The 21,107-nt window shown below is 67.6% G+C and carries 11 protein-coding genes and 1 pseudogene; all 12 read left to right on the top strand.

Translation table 11 applies throughout. The annotated features are described in order from the left end of the window. The first annotated feature begins 82 nt into the window (after positions 1 to 82). Positions 83 to 970 carry an SDR family oxidoreductase gene (locus IEW19_RS00985; protein WP_188569813.1) on the top strand — a complete coding sequence of 296 codons (888 nt, stop codon included), beginning with the start codon at positions 83 to 85 and terminating at the stop codon, positions 968 to 970. 97 nt (positions 971 to 1,067) lie between these two features. After that, the gene (locus IEW19_RS00980; protein ID WP_188569812.1) at positions 1,068 to 1,976 is read left to right on the top strand and encodes a biotin--[acetyl-CoA-carboxylase] ligase; all 909 of its coding nucleotides are present in this window, start codon (positions 1,068 to 1,070) and stop codon (positions 1,974 to 1,976) included. Continuing rightward, positions 1,969 to 2,568 carry a PH domain-containing protein gene (locus IEW19_RS00975; RefSeq protein WP_188569811.1) on the top strand — a complete coding sequence of 200 codons (600 nt, stop codon included), beginning with the start codon at positions 1,969 to 1,971 and terminating at the stop codon, positions 2,566 to 2,568. Before IEW19_RS00980 ends, IEW19_RS00975 begins: the two co-directional genes overlap by 8 nt. Continuing rightward, positions 2,558 to 3,751, top strand: a complete 1,194-nt coding sequence (locus tag IEW19_RS00970; protein WP_188569810.1) for an adenylate/guanylate cyclase domain-containing protein — start codon at positions 2,558 to 2,560, stop codon at positions 3,749 to 3,751. Before IEW19_RS00975 ends, IEW19_RS00970 begins: the two co-directional genes overlap by 11 nt. Before the next feature lie 154 nt (positions 3,752 to 3,905). Continuing rightward, positions 3,906 to 10,058, top strand: coding sequence for an Ig-like domain-containing protein (locus tag IEW19_RS00965; protein WP_188569809.1), 6,153 nt, complete (start codon positions 3,906 to 3,908; stop codon positions 10,056 to 10,058). A gap of 54 nt (positions 10,059 to 10,112) precedes the next feature. Further along, positions 10,113 to 11,084, top strand: a complete 972-nt coding sequence (locus IEW19_RS00960) for an AAA family ATPase (RefSeq protein ID WP_188569808.1) — start codon at positions 10,113 to 10,115, stop codon at positions 11,082 to 11,084. 66 nt (positions 11,085 to 11,150) lie between these two features. After that, positions 11,151 to 12,494, top strand: coding sequence for a DUF58 domain-containing protein (locus tag IEW19_RS00955; protein WP_188569807.1), 1,344 nt, complete (start codon positions 11,151 to 11,153; stop codon positions 12,492 to 12,494). Beyond that, positions 12,491 to 14,957, top strand: a pseudogene (locus IEW19_RS00950) (transglutaminase-like domain-containing protein). The gene IEW19_RS00955 and the pseudogene IEW19_RS00950 overlap by 4 nt, the downstream one beginning before the upstream one ends. Further along, positions 14,954 to 16,588, top strand: coding sequence for an RDD family protein (locus IEW19_RS00945; protein WP_188569806.1), 1,635 nt, complete (start codon positions 14,954 to 14,956; stop codon positions 16,586 to 16,588). The pseudogene IEW19_RS00950 and the gene IEW19_RS00945 overlap by 4 nt, the downstream one beginning before the upstream one ends. Then, the gene (locus IEW19_RS00940) at positions 16,585 to 17,517 is read left to right on the top strand and encodes a PP2C family protein-serine/threonine phosphatase (RefSeq protein WP_188569805.1); all 933 of its coding nucleotides are present in this window, start codon (positions 16,585 to 16,587) and stop codon (positions 17,515 to 17,517) included. The genes IEW19_RS00945 and IEW19_RS00940 overlap by 4 nt, the downstream gene beginning before the upstream one ends. Continuing rightward, on the top strand, positions 17,504 to 19,381 hold the full coding sequence (locus tag IEW19_RS00935) for an FHA domain-containing protein (protein ID WP_188569804.1): 1,878 nt from the start codon (positions 17,504 to 17,506) through the stop codon (positions 19,379 to 19,381). The genes IEW19_RS00940 and IEW19_RS00935 overlap by 14 nt, the downstream gene beginning before the upstream one ends. After that, entirely contained in the window at positions 19,378 to 21,087 is a 1,710-nt protein-coding gene (locus IEW19_RS00930; protein ID WP_188569803.1) for a serine/threonine-protein kinase, read from the top strand. Before IEW19_RS00935 ends, IEW19_RS00930 begins: the two co-directional genes overlap by 4 nt. The last annotated feature ends 20 nt before the right edge of the window (positions 21,088 to 21,107 follow it).

Genomic DNA, 21,107 nt, shown 5'->3' with positions numbered 1-21,107 from the left:
AGGGAACCTACAATTTTCGCCCGTTCCACCAACCCCGCCTCTATGTTACTTGCCGGTAACTTAGTTGGGCTACAGTATTCCCATGACTTCAAGCGACGATGCTTTGCACGCCTCCGGAAGCCCGTATCAGGCGGCTGGTTCCCTGGCAGGACGGACCATCCTGATCTCCGGCGGAAGCCGCGGAATCGGCCTGGCCATCGCCCTGAGGGCGGCGCGGGACGGTGCCAATATCGTGCTCCTTGCCAAGACCGGGGAGCCACACCCCAAGCTGGAGGGCACGGTCCACACCGCAGCCGGGCAGCTGGTGGAGGCCGGCGGCCAGGCGCTTCCGCTGGTGGGCGACGTGCGCAGGGACGAGGATGTGGCCGGCGCCGTGGCCGCTGCGGTGGACCGCTTCGGCGGCATCGACGTGGTCATCAACAATGCCTCCGCCATCGACCTCTCCACCACCGACGCCGTGGACATGAAAAAGTACGACCTCATGCAGGACATCAATGTCCGCGGCACGTTCCTGCTGTCCAAGCTGGCGCTTCCGGCACTCCGGGCCTCGGCACAGGGGCATATCCTCACGCTCTCGCCGCCGCTGAACCTCGATCCTTCCTGGGCCGGAAAGCACCTGGCCTACACGATGGCCAAATACGGGATGAGCCTGACCACTTTGGGCCTGGCCGAGGAACTGAAGGCTGACGGGATCAGGGTCAACTCATTGTGGCCGTGCACCCTGATCGACACGGCGGCCATCCGCAACATGCCCCGCGGCGAAAGCATGGTGCTGGCCGCGCGCGCGCCACAGATCATGGCGGACGCCGCGCACGCCGTCCTGACCGGAAGCAACCTCGCCGCCGGGGCTGCGGCGTCAGGCAACTTCTACACCGATGAGCAGGTCCTCACTGCGGCGGGAGTGACGGACTTCCGCCCCTACAGCCTCGGCGCACCGGAAGGCCAGCTGGTCCCGGACATCTTCCTTTAGCGGTTCCTTCAGTGGGGCTGCCTGCCCCGCCCGGGATGCCCTCCGCGGGACGGAAGATGGGGAGGTGGGACCCAGCTTGGCTCGGTAGGATCTAGGTATGGACGACGCACACGCACCGGGTACCCCCCTGAACCGCGGGGACCTGGCCGACCAGCGTTTCCTCTCCGCCACGGGGATACCCCGGATCGACGTGGTGGACTCCACCGGTTCCACCAACGCCGACCTCCTGCGTGGCGTCTCCGTCGAACCCGCGGCGTGGCCGGACCTCTCCGTCCTGGCAGCTGAATACCAGACGGCTGCAAGGGGGCGGCTGGACCGGCGCTGGGAGGCGCCGCCGCTGAGCTCGGTGTCCGTCTCCGTGGTGCTGCGTCCGGTCAACGCGGACGGCAGGCCCCTTCCCACCCAGAGCTACTCTTGGCTGTCCCTGATCGCGGCACTGGCGCTGCGTGAGACCCTCCTCGAAACGGCGGGTATTCCGGCCGAGCTTAAATGGCCCAATGACGTCCTGGTGCGTGGCAGGAAGATCGCCGGCATTCTCGCCCAGCTCGGCCCCATGGTGGACGGCAGCGTGCCCCCCGTCATCCTGGGCACCGGCCTGAACGTAACCCTGCGCGAAAGCGAACTTCCGGTACCCACCGCCACCTCCGTAGCCCTCGAAGGTGCCGGCACCACCGACCGGACCGTGCTGCTGAAGAGCTACCTGTCCCACTTCGCCGTCCTGTACCGCAGTTTCTGCAACGCCGACGGCGACCCCACGGCTGGCATGGCCGGCGGCCCGTCGCTGCACAAAAGGGTGGAGGCAGTAATGGTCACCCTGGGCAAGCAGGTGCGCGCGCAACTGCCCGGCGACCACGAAATCATTGGACACGCGTCCCGGCTGGACGACTACGGCTCCCTGCTGGTGGTGGACCGCGACTCGCGGGAACACGTGGTGACGGCCGGCGACGTGGTGCACCTGAGGCCATGGACCTCACCGGAAGAACCCAACCAAGGCGGTTATGCGTAAGAGCCTCGTTCCCGGGGAGCAGGTCATCGTCACTACCCGCCCGCAGCCGCGGAAGCTGGCCGGGGCAGCACTGGCTTTTGTGCTGGCGCCGGCACTGGCGGCTTTCGCGAGTGCCTGGATTATCCGCGGCGGGGCCGCCCGCGTCGCTCCTGCCCTTGGCCACCAGTGGACGCCCTGGCTCGTAGCCGCCTGCGTCCTCGCGGCTGCGGCTGTGTGGCTGGGCTACTGCCTTCCCCGGTTGCTGCGCTGGCAGGGCACCCGCTACACGTTGACCAGCCAGCGGATGGTTGCCCGGTATGGTCTGTTGAACCGGCGGGACCAACAGGTGAATTTGGCATCGGTGCGTAACCTGACGATCCATGAATCCTTGCTGCAGCGACTGGTGCGCTCGGGGAATATATCCTTGGAAACCGGGTACCAGGGCGTGGTGACTTTCCGCGACGTGCCTGAGGTTGCCAGGTTCCGGGACTTTGTCCTCGACGCCATCGGGGAACTGCCGGATGAAAGCGGGACCCAGCCGGGTGGCGCGACGTATTACCCTGCCGGGGCTTTTCCGGACGACATGAGAGAAGGTGGACGGGATGACCGATGAGGACCAGCAGGAACGCGTCGACAGCATCGCCCCTGACACCGCCGCTTTTGGGCCCGCTGATTCCCTGGTGGATCCGGACGCCGGAGCACCCGTGCCTGCGCAGGAGCCGGCCACGGACCGGCACCCGCCCACCGGCGCCATGTCGGCCGAGCGCCTGGCCATGAAGGCCCTCGAAGCCCGCCTCCTGGGTGGTGAACGCAAGCTCCGCCGTCGTGAAGTTGCCGCCGGTGCCGGGCTCTCGCTGCTCTCCGCCCGCAAACTTTGGCGTGCCTTGGGATTCCCGAACTTCGGCGACGAGGACGTTGCCTTCACCGAACGCGACCAGGCTGCCCTGTCCACCGTGGTGGACCTGGTCCGCACCGGCAAGCTCACGGAGGAGGCAGCCATCTCGGTGACCCGCTCCATCGGGCAGATGACCGACCGCATGGTGGTGTGGCAGATCGAGGCCCTGGTGGAGGACATGGTCCACGAGCAGGGCGTGACGGACGCGGTTGCCCGCAAGCGCCTGGTCAACGAACTTCCCGCACTTGTGGACGCCCTCGAAGAGGTACTGGTGTACTCCTGGCGCCGCCAGCTCAACGCAGGCGTCCAGCGGCTCGCCGTCCGGGCCGAGGCCGGGCTGCAGGCCAGCGAAGAAGGCCGCGAAGGCGACGAGGACGACGCGCCGCTGCCACTGGCCCGCGCCGTGGGTTTCGCGGACTTGGTTTCCTACACCAGCCTGTCCCGCCGGATGAACGAAAAGACGCTTGCGCGGCTGGTCCAGCGGTTCGAAAACAAGTGCGCCGAAATTATCTCCGTGGGTGGTGGCCGGCTGGTCAAGACGGTGGGCGACGAAGTCCTCTACATCGCCGAAACCCCTGCGGCGGGCGCCGAGATTTCCCTGGCCCTTGCGGAGGCCTTCACCGAAGACGAGATCCTGCCGGAAGCGCGCGTGGCCATGGTGTGGGGGAGGATCCTGTCCCGCCTTGGCGACATTTACGGTCCCACCGTGAACCTCGCCGCCCGCCTGACCACCCTTGCCGATCCCGGCACGGTCCTGGTGGACTCCATGACCGCCTCCGCCCTGGAACATGACGAGCGGTTCGTCATGATTCCGCAGGACCCGGAGAACGTGCGGGGCTTCGGCGAAATCAACCCCGTCCGGCTCACCCGCGGCCAGGGCAAGGGACTGGTCCTGGACTAGGAGCCAGGCAGCGGGCATCCGCTGCCGCGGGGATTTGCCGCAAAGCAGCAGCGGTTTATCCACTTGTTGGTGAATTGGCGGTACTGTTGTGGTGCCCGGCTTCTGCGATGCCGGCCGCCGGCCACGAGCCAGAAAATCTGGGGAGATTCAAAGAATGACACGTCGCGGACAAACGCGCGCCCAAAGCCCTGCTGCAGGCGCATCCCGCTGGCCCCGCCTGCTGCGCTCCCGCCGTCTTGCCGGTACGGCGTTTGGTGCTGTGGTGGCTGTGGTGGTGACGGGTGCTGTGTTGTATCCGGGGTTTAGGACCACTGAGGTGGAGTTGAACGACGGCGGCGTGTGGGTGGTGTCGAAGTCGAAGAATGCTGTGGGGCGGTTGAATTATCCGTCGCGGGTGCTGGATGGGGCGGTGACGCCGGCGTCGGCGACGTTCGATATTCTTCAGCATGCCGGTGAGGTGTTTGTTGATGACAAGACTGGTTCGACGTTGAACCAGGTGTCGCCGGCGAACATGCGCCTGGGTGGGGATAAGCAGTTGCCGGGGTCGGCTGATGTGAGTTTTGGTGCCCGGACGATGTCGGTGACCGATCCGGTGTCGGGGAAGGTGTGGGCGGTGTCGCCGTCCACGGTGAATGGTTTTGATAAGGAAGCGTCGGAGCCGGTGTTGGTGGGTTCGGCGGGCACGGTTTCTGTGGTGGGTTCGGATGACCGGATTTATTCTGCGGACCCCAAGACCGGCACGGTGACGGTGACCGGGGTGGATGCGAACGGTGGGGTCACCTCGTCGGAATCCAGCACCTGGGATGGGCTGAAGGGTGCCGGGGATCTGCAGCTGACGGTGGTGGGGGACCAGCCGGTGGTGTTGGATGCCGCGGCGGGAAACCTGTTCCTTCCGGGCGGCAGGAAGCTGGCGTTGGAGAACGCGCGGGAGGCGAAGCTGCAGCAGGCCGGACCGCGCAGTGACTTTGTTGCCGTGGCCACGCGGAAAGCGCTGTTTGAGCAGCCGCTGGATGGCGGGACTGCGAAGACGGTGACGTTCGACGGCGAGGGCGCCCCGGCTGCCCCGGTGCAGCTGGGCGGGTGTGTGCATGCGGCGTGGTCGGGTGCGAACAAGTACGTCCGGGATTGCACCAATGATGGTGATGATAAGAACGTTGACGTGCCTAAGGCGAGTGCGTCGCCGTCGTATGTTTTCCGGGTGAACCGGGACCTGGTGGTCCTGAATGATGTGAATTCGGGGAATGTGTGGCTGGTGAACCAGAACATGCAGCTGGTCAACAACTGGGACGACGTCATCCCACCCAAGAACCAGTCCGAGGACCAGGACAAGGAATCGGCGGATAACAACACCATCAACGTTCTGCCGGACCGCACCAAGCCCAACCGGCCGCCGGAAACCAAGCCCGACGCCGTCGGTGTCCGGCCGGGCCGAACCACCGTCCTCAGCGTCCTGGACAACGACTCCGACCCCGACGGCGACGTCTTGACGGCTGCTGTGGCGGCGGGCTCCGGGCCCAAGTCGGGCACCCTCGAGAGCATCTATGGCGGGACGGCGTTCCAAATCACCGTCCCCGCGGACGCCAAGCCAGGCACGGAAACCTTCAACTACAGCGCCTCCGACGGCCGTGGCCTGTCCGCCACCGGCCAGGTGACCCTGACCGTAGTGGGACCCGACGAGAACAAGCCGCCCAAGTTCAAGCGCGGCGAGGACACCACCATGCTGGTGGAACAGGGCAAGACCGTCAGCCAGAACATCCTCACGGACTGGATCGACCCCGACGGCGATGACCTGGTGCTGCTGGATGCCAAGGCCGACAACGATAAGGACCAGGTCAAGGTCCGGCGCGACGGCCTGCTCACCTTCCAGGACTCGGGTGCGACCGCCGGCAAGAAGAACGTCCAGGTAACCATCTGGGACGGCCGGACGACCGTCACCGGCAAGGTGGTGGTCAACGTCCGGCCGCCTGGCGCCCTGGCGCCCGTGGTCAACGCCGACCACGTCACCGCGGTGGTGGGCCAGGACCTGGTGATCTCCCCGCTGAAGAACGACGTAGACCCCAATGGCGGTGCCCTCCGGCTGGCCCAGGTGGAAGCCAACGGTCCGGGCGAACTTGGCCCCGTGACCGACGGCGGTACCTTCACCTTCCGCAGCAGCACCCCCGGGCCCGTGTACCTCACCTATATCGCGAGCAACGGGCCACAGAGCAGCCAGGGTTTGATCCGCGTCGACGTCGAATCCGGCAATGACGGCGGCGATCCGGTCGCGGTCCACGACGTTGCCCTGATGCCTACCGGTGGAAGCGTGCTGTTGGACCCACTGGCCAACGACTCCGATCCCTCCGGCGGGGTCCTGGTGCTGCAGTCCGTGAAGCTTCCGGACAATGCGACGGTCTCCGTCAGCGTGATCAACCACAGCGTCCTGCGGATCACCGACATCCGGGGGACGAAGGATCCCATCCTGTTCGAATACACCATGTCCAACGGCAGGAAGTCCGCCACCGGCAGTGTCTCCGTGGTGCCCGTCCCGGCCCCTGCCGTGCTGGAAGCACCCCAGCCCAAGCCGGACGAGGTGAACGTCCGCGTAAACGACGTCGTCACCATCCCCGTCCTGGACAACGACACCCACCCGCAGGGGCAGGAGCTGACGGTCGATCCTGTTCTGCCGCAGGCCGTGGATCCGGCAGACGGCAAGAGTTTCGTCTCCGAGAACACGCTCCGCTTTATCGCGGGCAGCCAGCCCAAGACGGTCCGTGCCATCTACAACGCCGTGGATCCAGAGGGCCAGAAAAGTGCCGCTGCCGTCACCATCCACATCCTTCCGCTGGAAGGCGCACAGAACTCCCGGCCCCAGCCACGGAACCTCACCGCCCGGGTGGTGGCTGCCGGGACGGTCCGAATCCCGGTTCCCCTGGACGGCATCGACCCCGACGGCGACTCCGTCCAGCTGACGGGCATCGACAGCACCCCGGCTATGGGAACAGCCACGGTGGGCAGCAACTTCATCGACTTCACCGCTGCCGGTGACGGCGCGGGCACGGACACGTTCCGCTACAAGGTAGTTGACCGCCAGGGTGCCGTGAACACAGGCACGGTAACCGTGGGAATCGCCCCGCGCGGCGAGGTGAACCAGAAGCCCACCCCCGTGGACGATGAGGTTCACGTACGCCCGGGCCGGCAGATCGCTGTCGACGCCCTTTCCAACGACACGGATCCTGACGGTGACCGCATCCGTATCCTCACGGACGGCATCGATGCCGATCCCGCACTCCAGGCCACCGTCAGCAAGAACAGCGGCCGGATTATCGTGCTGGCTCCGAACGAAGCCGGGACCTACAACGTGCGGTACACGATTGCCGATGACCGCGACGCCACCGCCCAGGCCACCATCCGCCTGGTGGTGGACAACAATGTGCCACTCAAGGCCCCCATTGCGCGGGACGACAGGGTGACCTCGGCCCAGGCCATGGGCAAGACTGCCGTGGATGTCCCCGTCCTCAAGAACGACGAGGACCCCGACGGTGTTGGCGAGAACCTGAAGATCAGCACCGGTACCCCCACGGCCCGTCCCGGCGGCAACGGCAACGTGCTGGTGGATCTGACCGCACAGGCCCAGCTCATTCCGTACACCGTGGAGGATGTGGACGGGCTGCAATCCACGGCCATCATCTGGGTGCCGGGCCTGGGACAGCAGGTTCCCACCCTGGCCAAGGACGAGGTCCTCGAAGTGATGGCAGGCCAGTCTGTGGACGTGGACCTCAACGGATGGGTGAAGGTCCGCGAGGGCAGGACGCCGCGGCTCACGCAGGTGGACCGGATCAAGCTGATCGGCGCCAACGGCGGCAACCCCGTGATCGGCGACGGCACAGGCCTGAAGTACACCGCCGGGACAGATTACGTGGGTCCCGGATCCCTCACGTTCGAAGTGACCGACGGGACCGGTCCGGACGATCCCGCCGGTTTGAAGTCCACGCTCAGCATCCGCACCAAGGTCCTGCCCGACCCCAACAAGAACCACCCGCCGGAGCTGCTGGGCGCCAACGTGGACGTTCCCAAGGGTGACTCGGCCAGCACCGACCTGGGCAAGCTGACGTCCGACCCTGACGACGGCGACGTCGAGAAGATGAAATATGAACTGGTGGGCGGATCGCCCGGCGGCTTCAGCGTGAGCATCGACGGCACGAACCTCAAGGCATCGGCGGCAGACTCCACCGCCACGGGTACCAAGGCCGCTGTCCAGGTCAAGGCGACTGATCCGCGCGGCCTTGAGGCAACGGCCACCTACCAGCTCTCGGTGACGGCCTCCAACCGACCCAAACCGGTGGCCAACGACGACGTCGAAACCAACGCGGCCGCGGGCAAGCCTGTCACCATCAACGTGCTGGCCAACGACGCCAACCCGTTCCCCGAGACACCGCTGAAGATCATTGCCGCCAACACCGAAACGGGCAGCGGCACCGTAAGTGTCAACGGCGACTCGGTGACTGTCACGCCGGCCCCGGGCTTTACCGGAACCATGGTGGTCGCCTACACCGTGGCGGACAAGACCGGTGACGATTCCCGCAACGCAACAGCGAGGATCCGGCTGACGGTCAAGGACAAGCCGGCCACACCCACCACGCCGCAGGCCCAAAGCGTGGGGGACCAGACCGCGCTGCTGAACTGGTCTGCCCCTGCGGACCGGGGCTCCGCCATCACCAAGTACACCGTGTACGGCGAGGGCGGTTTCCGGCAGGACTGCCCGGCCAACACCTGCACCCTCAACGGCCTGACCAACAACACCACCTACCACTTCCAGGTGACGGCCACCAATGAGTTTGGCGAGTCAGACCGGTCCCCGGCGTCCGCAGACGTCCGGCCGGACGTCAAGCCGGATACTCCTCTGGCCCCGTCGCTGACATTCGGGGACAGGCAACTGACCGTCAACTGGGCAGCGCCCGCCAGCAAAGGCTCCCCGGTGAAGTCTTACGACCTGGAAATCTCGCCGGCCCCCACCGGTCAGAACGCCCAGATCCAGAACCTGACGTCAGCCAGCTATGTGTGGAAGGGCCTGCAGAACGGAGTGTCCTACAAGGTTCGGGTCCTGGCCCGCAACGACGCCAAGGAACCGTCCGAGTGGAGCCCCTATTCGGCAGCCGAGGTCCCGGCCGGTGTTCCCGCTACCCCCGCGGCGCCGAGCGTGTCGCAGGCAACGCCGGTGGGTTCGCAAAGCCAGCTGCGGGTGGTCTGGTCGGCGCCCAACAACAACGGCGATGCCGTCTCCGCCTACACCCTGACCACGGTTCGCGGTGGTGCGGCAGTGGCCAGCCAGCAGGTGTCCGGAACGTCTCAGAACGTCACCGTGGACAACTCGGAAACCAACTACACCTTCACGGTGTCGGCAACCAACAAAGCCGGAACCAGCGGTACCAGCGCGCCCTCCGCTGCGACCCGGGCCGCCGGCAAACCGGGCCAGGTCACCAGCGGGACCGTTGCGGAAACCGGAACAAGCGGCCAGCTCAAGGTGACCTTCACTCCGTTGACGGAGGCCCAACGCAACGGCTCCACCGCCAATGAAATCGCCTATTCGTACAACGCCGACGGCAAGAGCGGAGCGATCGCCGCCGGTGGCGGAACCATCGGCGGCATGACCAACGGCCAGGACATCACGGTGACCATCATCGCGACCTCCACCAAGAACAGCATGTCCGGTGATGCCAAAGCGATCGGCACAGCGAACCCCTACGGACCGCCAAACGCGCCGAGTGTCAGCGGTACGACGTCCACCAAGGGTGACGGACAGGTGCACTGGACGTGGAACGATCCCGCCACCAATGGCCGGCCGCTCAACCACTACGAGGTCAGCATGGACGGTGGCGGCTGGCAAAATGTCGGAACTGCCAACAGGTTCGACGCCGGTGCCGGCGGCTGGAGCAAGAGCCATAACCTACAAGTCCGTGCCTACACCGTCACCTATGGGGCGGTGGGTGGTCCGGCCACCTCCACCTCCGGTGCCGACCCGGCTCCTCCTCCGGCACCGACCCAAGTCAGGGTCAAGGCGTCGGACGTCAATAGTTGCCCGGGCAAGCCGGGCGTGCCTGACCGCTTCAGTTCCCCGCCGCCGTCGTGCGGAGGCAACGCCGCAAACTGGGTGTCCTACTCCGACGGCTGGATCCCCAGCGCCTGCTGGATGAACATTTACGGGTCCAGCGAAACCTCCAACCCGCCCAGCTACTACAAGTGGTACCGCATGGACGGTGGCCCGTGGGCGGGGTGGTACGTCAAGCTGGCCACCATCGACATCAGCGGTCCAGACGTCGGCAGATGTTGATCCGCCGAACCTATTCACTCCCACCCCTTCGTATCAATAGATGAGGACCAAGACATGACCATGACCGTGGAGCAGGCCGAGTGGTTTGCCGGTACGTTCGAAAAGCTGGTTGCCAACGTGGGGCAGGCGGTGTTGGGCAAGGCACACGTCATCCGGCTGACCTTCACCGCCATGCTGGCGGAAGGGCACGTCCTGTTCGAGGATGCGCCTGGCACGGGCAAGACCTCCCTGGCCCGGGCCCTTGCCGCCACCGTGCAGGGCTCCAACAACCGCATCCAGTTCACCCCTGACTTGCTGCCGTCCGACGTCACCGGTGTGACCATCTACGACCAGAGGACACAGAAGTTCGAGTTCCACAAGGGCCCGATCTTCAACAACATCGTGCTGGCGGATGAAATCAACCGTGCCTCGCCCAAGACGCAGTCAGCTCTTCTTGAAGTCATGGAAGAGTCCCGGGTCACCGTGGACGGCGTCACCTACTCCGCGGGCCGGCCGTTCATGGTCATGGCAACCCAGAACCCCATCGAGCAGGCCGGCACCTACCGCCTTCCCGAAGCCCAGCTGGACCGCTTCCTGATCAAGACCTCCATCGGCTACCCGGACCACGCCTCCACGGTCCGGCTCCTGGGCGGGTCAAACCTTAAGGACCGCTCCCAGGATCTGTCCGCCGTCATCACCACCCAGGCGGTGGCGGACATGGCCGACCTCGCCGCCACCGCGCACGTGGACACCGCGGTACTGGAGTACATCTCCCGGCTGTGCGAAGAAACCCGCAACGCTCCCGAAACCAGGCTCGGGGTATCCGTCCGTGGCGCCCTGGCCATGGTGCGGGCCGCCAAGGTCTGGGCTGCTTCCCAGGGCCGGAACTTCGTCCTGCCGGATGACATCAAGGAACTGGCACCGGTGGTCTGGACCCACCGGTTCGTCATGGACCCCGAAGCCGAGTTCTCCGGCGCCACCGCCGAGGCCGTGCTGACCAGGATCCTGGCCGACGTCGCCGCCCCGCAGCAGCGCACCAACGCCTGACCGCCCGGTTACGCCCCCAGGCTGCCGCCACCACCATTCCAGCGCAACAACGAAGGCACAATCCTTATGTCCGACGCCACGTCCAGCGGCACCCCGTTGACCCGGCTCGCGGAGCGTCTCCAGAAACTCTTCCACCGGAACGGCCGCCCCACCCGCCTGCACCCCGCAGCGGTGTGGTCCGAGGCCAGCAGCACCGCCGGTCAGGCCCTGGTACCTGCCTGGCAGGCGGTCCGGGACAACTGGCTGAAGTATGTGTGGCAGGTGCTTTCCGTGGTCAGCATCCTGGGCTGGTCAGTCCTGGCGGCTGCCATCCTGCTGTGGATCACGGGGCAGGCATTCGGCTGGCAGGAAGCCACGGCCGCGTCCATCGCCGCCTTTGCCATGTTCGTCATCGCGGTCGCCTTCATCCTGGGCCGGTCATCGTACGGGGTGGTCCTGGACCTCGCCCGCACCCGGGTGGCGGTGGGAAACAGCGCGGTGGGCAGCATTGCCGTGTCCAACACCTCGGCCCGGCCGCTGCTGCCCGCCGCACTGGAACTCCCGGTGGGCAGCACCACGGCCGTCTTCCACCTGCCCCGGATGAAGCCCGGCCAGGTCCACGAGGACCTGTTCACCATTCCCACCGCACGGCGCGCCGTCATCGTGGTGGGACCGGTCCGCTCCGTACGGGCAGATCCGCTGCACCTGCTGCGCCGCCAGGTCCTCTGGACCGGGCCTGAGGACCTCTTCGTCCACCCGCGCACCGTTGCCCTTGCAGGTTCAGCCGCAGGCTTCATCCGCGACCTTGAGGGCATGCCCACCACGGACCTTTCCAGCGCCGACGTCTCCTTCCATGCCCTCCGTGACTACGTTCCGGGCGATGACCGCAGGCACATCCACTGGAAGACGACGGCCCGCACCAACAAACTCATGGTGCGGCAGTTCGAAGAAACCCGCCGCGCCCACCTGGCCATTTCGCTGTCCATCAACACGGAGGAATACGCCTCCGAAACCGAGTTCGAGATGGCCATCTCGGTGGCCGCCTCCATCGGCCGGCAGGCTATCCGCGAACAGCGTGAACTCGATGTCCTCACCCAAAAGGGGCCTCTGCGCTGCGAAACCGGCCGCAACATGCTCGATGACATGACCCGGATCGTTGGCACCCCGATGCGCCGCACCGCCGTCGACCTCGCCCGGACCCTGGCCGATACGGTGCCCAACGCCTCCGTGGTCTTCTTCGTGGTGGGCAGCAGTGTGACTGCAACCCAGCTGCGCTCCGCAGCCGCCTCCGTCCCGCCGGGGGTCCGAAGCCTGGCGGTCAGGGTGGAAGCCGGCGCGGCCCCCACCCGGGCCAACATCGCAGACCTCACCGTCCTGACCCTCGGCGACCTGGCGGACCTTGCCATCGTGCTGAGAAAGGCGGCCGCATGAGCACCGCACCGGGCCGCTCCCCACAAACCCAGTTCCCGCAAACCCGTACCCGCCGCAACGCCGCCACGACTGATTCGGCATTCGCGGACGGCCAGCCGATGTGGCATTTCCTCCTCGACGCCGGAGCCCTGGTGGTCCTGCTGGGCCTGGGCCTGCTCGGCTTCGGGCTGAGCTTCGGCGGCGACCCGTACTACCTGCTGTCCGGATTCGGCGGCATCATCCTGGGCCTGGCCATCGGCGCGGCCAACGCGCACCTGCGCCTGGGCCTGCTGATCACCACCGCCCTGGCCCTTGCCGCCTACCTGGTCTTCGGGACCTGGCTGGCGGTGCCGGACTCCGCCATCGCCGGCTTCGTCCCCAGCCTGGATTCGTTGCGGACCCTCCTCCTGGGCGTCGTGTTCGCCTGGAAGGACATGCTCACCGTAGGCGTGCCCGTGGGAACTGCCGGCGGCGTGCTCATTGTCCCGTTCCTGAGCTCACTGATCACAGCGCTCGTGGCCGCGGTCCTGACGTGGCGGGCCAGGAGCCCCTACCTGCCCCTCCTGCCCGTGCTGGTCCTGTTCGTCACGGGCATCGCGTTCAGCACCAACGCCGCATTCCTGACCCTGGAACGGGGGATCGGCCTGACCGTGCTCGGCATCGCCTGGGCGACCTTCCGGCGGGACGCCCTGCGGCGGAACAGTACCCGGAGGGTGGCGGTCAACACCCCCCAGACGGACAGTGCCACAGCCACGCGCGCCAGGATCCGGCGGCTGGGCCTGGCCGCGGGAGTGATCGCCGCCAGCGTGGGAATCACCAGCGGTGGCCGCACCGCTGGTCAGCGCGGGGGAAGACCGGAAAGTCCTCCGCAACGTGGTGGTCCCGCCGTTCGACCCCAAGGACTACGTCACGCCCCTGGCGAGTTTCCGGACCTACGTCAAGGACAAGAAGGACGACACCTTGTTCGTGGTCAAGGGCCTCCCGCGGGACGGCCGGGTGCGGCTGGGCGCCCTGGATGCCTTCAACGGCACCAACTACAACATGGATCCCAACGGCTCCGGCAACTTCAGCAAGGTGGGCGATGCCAAGTCCATCAACACTCTCGCGGACACGTCCGGAGTGGTGCCCACCAACGACTACTCGATCAGCATCAACGTCGAGGACTACCAGGGCTTCTTCGTGCCCGGTGGGCGGAAGACCACCGGCATCAGCTTTGACCAGTCCGGCTCCGCCGCGGCCGCTGGCCTCTACTTCAACCCGGGAACGGACACCGCAGTGACCACCAGGGGACTGTCCCGCGGCGACTCCTACACGGTCCAGGTCTCCGACCCCGCCAAGCTGGAGCACGGGCAGTTGACGCAGTACGACTTCGCCAGGATTTCCCTTCCCGACCCCCTGGAAGTGCCGCCGGTGGTGGGCTCGCAGGCCAACGACCTGTCCGCCGATGCCCCGACGGCGATCGACCGCGTCCGCCAGATCGAAGCGCACTTCCAGAAAACGGGGGCCTTCAGCAACGGTTTGGTCAGTGAAGGCCAGTTGCCCAGCGTTTCCGGCCACGGTTCGGCCCGCATGCGCAGCCTCCTGACGGCCAAGCAGATGCTTGGTGACGACGAGCAGTACGCGGTGGCCATGTCCCTGATGCTCCGGCACCTGGGCATCCCGTCCCGCGTGGTGATGGGCTTCTACCCCGAGCCCACCAGCCCGGAGAACGGAGCGGGCGAGGTGAAGATCACCGGAAAGGACGTCCACGCCTGGGTGGAGGTCGCCTTTGAGCGGGTGGGCTGGGTCAGCTTTGATCCCACCCCGCCCAAGGACAACATCCCCATCCCGCCTGACCCCGAGAACAAGTCCAAGCCCAAGCCGCAGGTGCTGCAGCCGCCGCCCCCGCCGCAGGAGCCGGCTGACCTGCCGCCGGATTCCTCGCCGGACGCGCTGGACGCCGACCAGAAGAAGAACAATCCGTGGCTGTTCTGGGGCGCCCTCCTGGGTGCGTTGGGCGTCGTCGCGGTCCCGCTGGTGATCCTGGCACTGCCGCTGCTGCTGATCGCTTTGTTGAAGGCACGACGGCGGAAGTCGCGTTTCCGCGACGGCCACCCCGCCCAGCGCGTGGGCGGAGGATGGAACGAGGTGGTGAGCCTGGCGACCGACCTGGGCGCCGCCGTCGATACCCGCTCGACACGGCGTGAAAGCGCGGTCGTGCTGGCGGAGGCGTTCCCTGCAACCCAGGGAACCACCACCATGCTGGCGCGGCGGGCCGACGCCTCGATCTTCGGCGCCGGTGAGCCCACCGAGGAGGCAGTCCGCGAGTACTGGACCATGGTTGATGGTTCCCTCAAGGAGATGACCTCCACCATGGGCTTCTGGAAGCGGCAGCAGGCACGGTTTTCGCCCCGCTCGCTGCTGGCCGACGCCCGGACTGCGATGAACTCCGGCAAGGTGTTCAGGCTGCAACGACCCAACCGGCAAGGACCGGACCAGCAGTGACGTCCGACGCCGAACGCTGCCCGCGCTGCCAACAGCAGATCCGTGCGGGTGCCACCTTCTGCCCTGCCTGCGGTGCGCCGCTGCCCAACAGGGCGGCGCGACGCCCCCGCACCCAGGACCCGATGGTGGACCATGGCCGGAGCTACGGCCGGGAAGCGCGTCCCGCGCACGTGCCGGGGATTCCCGGTACTATCCCGGTAGTAGAAAGGCCCCCGGCAGGTCAGCCGTCGGGCACCGCATTCACGGGCGCCGTACGCAGGGAAATCCTGCACGCGGGAACCGGGCCGGGGAAGACCGGCGGTTCCACCAAGGTGGAGGCCGCTCCAGGGGGAGGAACGGGAATGGCAGTGAACCTTCAGCTTGTTCCGGCTACGGCGGGCAAGCGGCTCGGTGCTGCTGTCATCGACTGGCTGCCCGGAGTGGCCGTGCTGGTGGTGGCGTTCGCCATCGGGTTCGCCGGGATCACCCGGACCCGGAGCGGCGGCTTCATCGTTTACGACACCTCGTCCCTGGTGCTGTTTGGCGGCATTGGCCTCGGCCTGACCCTGGCCTACCTGATCGTGGTCCTCGGCATGGAGGCCCGCACCGGCAAGACAGCCGGCAACCTGCTGATGGGCATCCGCAGCGCGGACCAGGACGGTTACGCACCCGGCGCGGGGACCGTATTCCTGCGCGGCCTCATCACCGGGGCCGGCGTCCTGCTGGCCCTGCTGGCGGCGGTCCTGGTGGTGGTCTTCAAGTGGTTTGACGCCGCACTGTTCATCCTTGGCCCGCTGCTCCTGGCGGGTGCCGCCTGGGCTGTGCTGGTGGTGGTTTCCAACCGCTGGGACAAGAACGGCGGGCTGCGCGGGTGGCATGACACCGCTGCCAAGACCCTGGTGTTCGACGTCAAGGCAGGCCGCGACCCCATCACCACCGGCGGCATCCAGGGGCCCTACAGCTTCGCGCCCCTGAACCTTCCGCCCGTGCAGCAGGTGCTGTCCCCGGTGGCCGGTGCCAAGGCGCCGAACGCTGCGGGCTCGGAAGCCGCCCGGCCCCAGGTTTCCGCACCGCAGGCCACGGCCTCGTACAACCCGGCCCCCGCCGCACCGCTGCAGCAGGCAAACACGCCGCAAGCCCCCGCACGCCAAGTACCCGCGCCGTCGGCCGCCATGCCGTCACAAACCATGCCCTACACCTCACCTGCCTCCTTCGCGCCGCCGCCCGCTGCCGCCACGGGCCACCGGGCGTTCCCGCAGTACGTGGACGACGACGTCGAACGCACCCAAGTGCGCCCCGGAAGCGGTGGCCCGGCCCCCGTGGCCGTCCTCCGCATCCGCCTGGACGACGGCCGCGACTTCCAGCTGGACCGCAGCGTCCTGGTGGGCCGCAACCCCGTGGGGCAGGCCGGGGAGCAACACGCCCAGCTGCTGGCCGTGGACGATCCCGGGCGCTCCATCTCCAAGACGCACCTGCACCTGCTCACCGACGGCGCAGGCATCTGGGTGACTGACCGGCAGTCCACCAACGGCAGCGCCGTGACCACCCCGGACGGCCTGCGCACACCCCTCGTGCCGGGCGTCCCCACATTTGTTACCCCGGGATCCAGCGTGCACTTTGGAGACCGTACCTTTTACCTAGGACAGGCATGAACCAGCACCCCGCCAGTGTTTCCTCCACCATCCAGCCGGGGCCGGGGCTTAGCCTCACCTACGGCTACGGGACGGACAGGGGACTCCGCCGGGAACTGAACGAGGATTCCTACATTGCCGCCGATCCCGTGTTCGCCGTGGCCGACGGCATGGGCGGGCACGAGGCCGGCGAAATCGCCAGCGGCCTGTGCGTGCGGGCACTGGCAGCCATGCCCCAAGTCACAACGGGAGAGCGGAGCATCACTGCGGCGGTCCTGCAGCAGTACCTGGTCCGCGCGGACAACTCCATCCGTGAGGCCACCGGGGCCCGCGCCGGCACCACGCTCACCGGTGCGGTCCTCGTGGAACAGATGGGAAGGCCGTACTGGCTGGTCCTGAACATTGGCGACTCCCGCACCTACCGGCTCAGCCAGGGGCGGTTCGAGCAGATCAGCGTGGACCACTCCGAGGTCCAGGAGCTCGTGGACGCCGGCGAAATCACCGCCCAGGAAGCAACCGTCCACCCACGCCGGCACGTGGTCACACGGGCCCTGGGCACGGGCGATGAGACGGAGGCGGACTACTGGCTCCTCCCCGTCGAGGCAGGCGACCGCGTCCTGGTCTGCTCTGACGGCCTGACCGGTGAACTGGCAGACGAGGACATCCTCCGGATCCTCAGCACCGTGGCAGAGCCACAGGAGGCAGTGGACGCGCTGATCCAGGCTGCCTTGCGCAGCGGCGGGCGGGACAACGTGACGGCCATCGTTGTGGATGCCAGGAACGTGGCGAACGACGACGGCGCCGGCACCACAGCGCCCCGGCCCACCTCCGCGGACGGTGACGAAGTGACGCTGCCACGCGCCCAGGCGGCAGAAGTGGTGACGCAGCCCCTCCCGTCACCGGTGGAGGCCACGGACCAGAACGGGGAGCCGGACGATGACCGGCGCTAGCTACCTCCCCGGCACCTGGCTGGGCATTGTCCGGTCCGGCACCGCAGTGCTCCTGGGCCCGGAATCGTCAACTGAACTCGCGGGCGCACTGTGGCAGCTCCTGGCCGGACGCCCCGAGCCGCACGAGGTCCTCGCGGCCGTGACCAGCAGTTCCGGCGGATCGCTCACCCGCATACCGTCCTTCGGAATCCTGGCGTTCAACGGGTCCCTGCGGGTCTTCCTGCGCGGCGACATCGACCTCACGGTGGAGCAGCCCGCAGGCCCCGTGGACCTTGACGGCCGTGATGTGACCACCTGGAACGAGCGCAGGTTCGTGGTGCCCGGGATGTGCAGGCTTGGTATCGCCGCCGGCGGCACCGCAGGGCAAGCTGGGGGACAACCCGGGCTGCCGCTTGCCGAACTGCCGCTTGGCGAGGGCGTCGTGTTGCTGCAGTCCCTGACCCTGGGCGGGCCGTCCGGCCCTGCCGCCGTCGGAGGTCCGGCGGCAGCGGACCGCACCGAAGCAGTGCCTACCCCGGCCACGGCCGATGGCCCCTTCGCGGTAAATGCTTCCGGCGAAGTGGACACCGCCGCCGTCCCAAACGCTCCTTCGGCCGCCGTGCCGCAGCGTGATGCCCTGCCGGAGCCGGAGGACCTGGCCGGCATCACCATCCTTCCCGAGCAGGAAGCCTCGGCTGAAACGGTGGCAGGGGTCATTGATGTCGAGCTCCAGGATGACGGGGATTTGCCCCCAAGGCCTGCCGCGCACGGCGTGGACCCGGACGCCACCATTGCCCCGGGCGAAGAAACTGGTGCCGCTCCGGCGGTGGAGACCACCACGTCCTACGACCATTTGTGGGACCGCACCGTGATGCGGAACATCGAGGACGCAGCCGTGCGCGAGGAAGTCGATGCCGATTCCGGCCACGTGTCCCCGCAGCAGCAGCCGGCCCTGCCTGCTGCCGAAGCGCTGCCCGTCCTTGAGGCCGCCCAAGGCGTGGCCCCGCAAGGCCCGCCGGTCGGTTCCAAGGCAAGAGGGGCCGGGTCCTTCGGCCCGGCTGGATCCGGCCCTGGCCCGGACGAAGCTCCTGCCACCGCGGCCCGTCCTGCTTCCTCCGGTGTCCTCATCGATTCCGTCCCCTGGCGCACCGGGGGAGCGACGCCGGCATCAGCGGCCCCCGCGTCCTCCCCGGCGCCAACCCCCGGCACGCCTCCGCCGCCGTCCATGCCGGCGCCCCTTTCGTTCAGCGCTGGCCCCGGGGGTCCGGCCCGGAAGCCCGGCGCCGCCGACGATCCTGTCCGGGAGCAGGAAGCCGGTGCGGCCTTCGACCCCGACCACGATGGCCAGACGGTGATGAAGAGCAGCATCCCGGGAACGGCGCCCGGTCCGGCAATGAACGCGGCCGTACAGCAGGACGCCGGCGGGGGACCACTGGTGCTGGCCCGCGTCTGTGCACGGGGCCACGCCAATCCGCCCACACATGCCCTGTGCAGCGCCTGCGGGGCTGCCTTGTTGCCGGATGCCATACAGGTGGCGCGGCCCAGGCTGGGCCGGATGCGGCTGTCCACGGGTGAACTCCTGGACCTTGACCAGTCGATGGTCATCGGCCGGCAGCCCTCCGTGTCCCGGGTCCAGGGCGGGGTCATGCCGCGCCTGGTGCAGGTGGCAAGCCCCGGCGGTGACATCTCACGGTCCCATGTCGAGGTGCGGCTTGAGGGCTGGCACGTGATGCTTTGCGACCTCAAAGCCACCAACGGCACCGTGCTGGTCCGTGAAGGCCAACCGCCGCGGCGCCTGGCCCAGAACGAGATGGCCATCCTGCTCGACGGCGATATCGCGGAGCTGGGCGACAACATCTCACTGCGTTTTGAGGAGATTCCTTGAGTTCCAAACGGCCCGTAGCGCCGCCGCCCCGCATTCCGGGGTTCACCTACATCAGCCTGCTTGGTTCCGGCGGGTTTTCCGACGTCTACCTGTACGAACAGGACAGGCCGCGCCGGAAGGTGGCGGTCAAGGTGCTGCTCTCGGACCTGAAGACCGAGGGCGCCCGGCGGCGTTTCGAGTCAGAGGCCAACCTCATGGCCCAACTGTCCTCGCACCCATACATCGTCACCATATTCGAAGCGGAAGTAACGGACGACGGACACTCCTACCTGGCCATGGAGTACTGCTCCCGGCCCAGCCTGGACGTGCGGTACCGGCGGCAGCGCTTCAGCGTGGATGAAGTCCTGGCCGTCGGCATCCAGGTGGCCTCCGCCGTCGAAACCGCCCACCGCGCCGGCATCGCCCACCGCGATATCAAGCCCGCCAACATCCTGGTGACGGACTACAACCGTCCGGCGCTCACCGACTTTGGGATTTCCGGCACCCTTGCCGGTGACAGCGACGACGACTCGGGCATGTCCATTCCCTGGTCCCCGCCGGAGCAGTTCCGGGACGGCAATGTGGACGGCGTCATGGTGGACGTGTGGGCCCTCGGCGCTACGCTTTACACCCTGCTGGCAGGCCGCTCGCCCTTCGTCATTCCCGGGGCGGACAATTCCCAGCGCGAACTGATCAACCGGATCAGCAACATGGCGCTGCCGCGGCTGGGCCGTGCGGATGTGCCGGAATCCCTGGAACTGGCACTGGCAACGGCCATGGCCAAATCGCCGCAGTCCCGGTACTCCTCGGCGCACGCCTTCGCCCTGGCCCTGCAGCGCATCCAGGCCGAGCTGAACCTCTCCGTCACGCCTTTCGAAGTCCTGGAAGAGCCCCAGCAGGAGGAAGGCCACCCGGACGACGGCGCCGAGGAGACCCGCGTCCGCAGCATCGCCGCCATCGACCCGGAAGGCACCGGCAGCGCCCCCACTTTCCCGGCACGCACCCGCCCCACCCCGCCCGGCAGCGGGACTGACGCGACGGGACGCACGGGTGGCTCCGCGCCGCCGTCGCGCTTTGCCCCCGGCACGGCTGCACGTGGAGCAGACGCGGCCGACGGCGCCGGGCAGGGTGAGTGGGCCCAGTCCACCGTCCTGCGCGGCAGCTCAGGTGGGGTGAACTACGGCGCACCGGTGACGGACGCAAGGGGAGCCGGGCCCGATGCGGCCTACACCGCCGGCGCAACAGTCCAGCGGGCCGTAAGGGTGGACGAGCCGCAGCCGGCCCCGGAAGCAGACCACGGCAAGCGCAACCTGTGGTTGGCAATCACCGGCGGCACCCTCCTGGCCCTGGCTGCGGTGGTGGGGATCGTGGTGGCCAACGCCGCCCCGGGGCCGCCCAAGACCGTGGCCACCCAGCAGGTAACCAAACCCCCGGCCGACGCCCTGGACAACGGCACCGTGCCCGACGTCGAAGGCCTCAAGGGATCTATCGGCGGCGACGCGGAAGCCAGCTTCACGTGGACCAACCCGCAGCCCAAGGACGGGGACACCTACAAGTGGAAGGTGTACACGATCGGCGGCGGAGGGGAATTCCAGGCCATCGCACGGCCGCCCGTCCGGGTCCGGCCCAACCCTACTGGGCAGACCTGCATCCAGGTGATGATTGTGCGCACCGACGGCGCATTTTCACCGATGGAGGCGGGCTCCATCGCCTGCGCCGGGCAATGACTTTCCCTGGCCGGCCAGTG

This window comes from Arthrobacter liuii (genome assembly GCF_014639275.1).
GTDB classification, from domain to species: Bacteria; Actinomycetota; Actinomycetes; order Actinomycetales; family Micrococcaceae; genus Arthrobacter; species Arthrobacter liuii.
Note: the sequence above shows the minus strand (reverse complement) of the source record. Positions and strands in the feature narration are given on the sequence as shown.